General features: G+C 57.7%; 3 protein-coding genes. 2 read left to right on the top strand and 1 reads right to left on the bottom strand.

Annotated features, from left to right (window positions below; all coding sequences use genetic code 11):
- A partial coding sequence (locus tag HKN37_07050; GenBank protein ID NNE46401.1) for a hypothetical protein occupies nt 1-153 on the bottom strand: 153 nt, incomplete at its 3' end.
- A gap of 241 nt (nt 154-394) precedes the next feature.
- Here HKN37_07050 and HKN37_07045 point away from each other — a divergent pair.
- Nucleotides 395-889, top strand: a complete 495-nt coding sequence (locus HKN37_07045) for a DNA starvation/stationary phase protection protein (protein ID NNE46400.1) — start codon at nt 395-397, stop codon at nt 887-889.
- Nucleotides 890-1,105: 216 nt separating this feature from the next.
- Nucleotides 1,106-3,138 (top strand): S9 family peptidase (locus HKN37_07040; GenBank protein NNE46399.1); only part of this gene is annotated, 2,033 nt, incomplete at its 3' end.

Below are 3,138 nucleotides of genomic sequence, written 5' to 3'. Positions count from 1 at the left end.
ATACTCGATTACGATATCGACGCTGTCGATGGTCGCAGCTGTACTTCCGTTCTTACTTGCGCGATCTGCATCGTCAGCTCGCTGGGCAAATGCCGCGGGAACGACCAGAAGGCAGGCCAGGAGAATAGACGTGACGTTAAGCAGTGATCTCATATTGTTGACACCGTAAGAGTTTCGATTTGATCTGAATGACTCGGATGTCGCCTAACGTTCGCGATTTCGACAGGTTTCGACGCGAGGCCGACGGCCCCCACAGCCCGTAGCTGATGGGCCGATCGGTTTCCATGCACAGAAGCAGAATTGCACCCGCTCTTCATAAAAACAGATGAATCTGATGAACGTTTTGAACGTTTACACAACTTCCTCATTAACCAAAATCGATTCTCTATTCGCTATGGAAATGAAAACAATGACGGCAATTCCGATGGATACTGGAATCCCGGAACCCCAGCGTGCAGAGATCGCGAGCGGTCTCGCCCGGCTCCTCGCGGACACGTACCTGCTCTACCTGAAGACGCACAACTACCACTGGAACGTAACCGGTCCGATGTTCAGCACCCTTCATGACCTGTTTGAGGTGCACTACACGGAGATTGCAACCGCCATTGACGAGATTGCCGAGAGGATCCGTGCCCTGGGCTTCCCCGCACCGGGCTCCTTTGCCCAGTTCAGTGAACTGACGGCTCTCGAGGAAGAAACCGGCTTACCTGATGCGGAAGAGATGATCTTGCGCCTCCTCAAGGGTCAGGAAACGGTGGTTCGCACCGCACGCTCTGTGCTGCCTGCCGCAGACGAGGCCAGCGACGAACCGACCCTCGACCTCCTCACCCAGCGAATGCAGATCCACGAGAAGAACGCGTGGATGCTGAGAAGTTTGCTGAATGCATAATCGCTGAATCCGGAAAGACCGCGAACATGGTTTGAACGGCGCAGACGTCGGATTCGCGACCGCGCATGGACGGCGGCGGAGGTGTCGGGGATAGACCGTCACGCGCCGGAGTGTTGAGTCTCTTGTGCAAACGGAGGACGAAACCTACCATACAGGATCGGTTCGAAACTAGATCGGGCCACACGTTCTGCAAGCACAAGACACCGTACGAATATCATGATGGTAGACACTAAGTTCTGGCCACGCTCTGCGCAAGCCGCATACATTCTGGCTCTAGTCGGCCTCATTCTGTGTTCACCCTCGGCAAGCGCTCAGCCGGTGGACGGTCTCACACCTTTCGACGTCGCGCGAATCCGATCGGTCGGAGCACTCGACCTCGCACCGGACGGTATCCATGTCGCGTATTCCGTCAGCGTACCGAGCGATCCATTTGTCGAGGATGCGCCTGCACGATCAGAGATCAGAGTGCGGAATCTGGAGACGGGAGTCGACCAGCTACTTATCGCCAGCGATGTCGGTGCACGCGGCATCACGTGGACGCCCGATGGCAGTCGACTGTCGTTTCTGGCAAAGATGGAGGATGACGAGCATACCTCACTTTACGCCGTAGGGACAGGTGGTGGAAGCCCGATTCGAGTGGTCGCTACGGACCGTTCCGTAGGGACGTACGATTGGAGCGATGACGGGCGGCTCGTTGCGTTCATCGCCGACGAGAGCAGGCCGGCGAGTGCTACAACGCTTCCTGTCAAACCGAATGTGTACGAAGAGGCGGTTTCGAACGACAAGGTCTGGATCGCGAGGGCGAATGATATCGAGGCCGCCGTGAGAATGCTGAGACACGAAGGTTCGGCCAGTGCGGTGCATTGGAGCCCGGACGGAACTCGCCTTCTGGTCTCGATCGCACCGACCTCACTCGTCGATGACTCGTACATGAGCAGGCGTATCCATGTGCTGGACGCGGCGTCGGGAGACGTGATGGCGAGTATTGAGAATCCTGGTAAACTCGGCGCCTTCGACTGGAGCCCGGACGGCCAGCATGTAGCCATGATTTCGGGCATTGACATCAACGACCCCAGTGAGGGCCGTCTCATGCTGGCGTCCGCGAAAGGTGGTACGGTGAGAGACATACTCCCGACCCTTCCCGGCCACGTTGACGCCTTCGCCTGGACGCCGAACAATTCGCTGCGCTACGTCGCCGGGGTTGGTGTCGGCACTGAATATGGAGAGGTCGCCGCCGACGGTGGCAATCGTCGCGTCACACTCGAATCCGACGCCTACAGTCTCAACAACTTCGACGTGTCGCCGGACGGACGCACGAGTGTATTCACGATCGACTCGCCCACTCATCCGACCGAGTTGTTTTCGTACACGACTTCAAACAACCAGCTCCTTCGTTTGACTGAGAGCAACCCCTGGTTGGCCAACGTGCCACTTGCCAATCAGGAAGTTGTGCGATACTCCGCTCGCGACGGGCTCGAGTTGGAAGGACTTCTGATCAGACCACTTGGCGAGCAACCGGGTCAGCAGTATCCACTCATAACAGTGGTGCACGGAGGCCCCGAATCGCACTACTCAAATGGCTGGTTGACGGGATACTCCACACCTGGACAAGTTGCGGCAGCGAAGGGCATCGCAGTGTTCTATCCAAACTACCGTGGCAGCACGGGTCGCGGCGTAGAATTCTCGAAGACCAGTCAGGCAGACCCGGCCGGTAAAGAATTCGACGACGTCGTCGACGCCGTGGATCATCTGATCCAGATCGGGCTCGTCGATAAGGATCGTGTTGGCGTAACGGGCGGATCATACGGTGGCTACGCAACCGCGTGGATGTCGACGTATTACTCTGACCGCTTCGCCGCCGGAGTGATGTTTGTGGGCATCAGCAACAAGATTTCGAAAGTCGGGACCACCGACATTCCGAACGAAGAGTATCACGTTCACGCCCGAAAGCGGCCCTGGGATGACTGGCAGTTCTTCCTGGAGAGGAGTCCGGTGTACTATGCCGAGCGAGGTCGGACTCCACTGCTGATTATGCACGGTGAGGAGGACCCGCGTGTTAATCCAGGACAGTCCCGAGAACTCTATCGTCACCTCAAGCTTCGTGGCTCAGCGCCGGTACGACTGGTGCTTTACCCCGGCGAAGGACACGGCAACCGAAAGAGTGCCGCCCGACTCGATTACAGCTTGCGGTCGATGCGGTGGCTCGAGCACTATCTCATTGGAGATGGCGGAGACCCACCGCCCTACCC

The sequence above is a fragment of the Rhodothermales bacterium genome, from assembly GCA_013002345.1.
GTDB lineage: Bacteria > Bacteroidota > Rhodothermia > Rhodothermales > JABDKH01 > JABDKH01.
The sequence above is the reverse complement of the archived record's forward strand: the minus strand, read 5'-3'. Positions and strand labels throughout refer to the sequence as shown.

Bases quoted from the DNA above. Each gene is read 5' to 3' on its own strand.
- HKN37_07045 (NNE46400.1), top strand. From the start codon at position 395: ATGGAAATGAAAACAATGACGGCAATTCCGATGGATACTGGAATCCCG.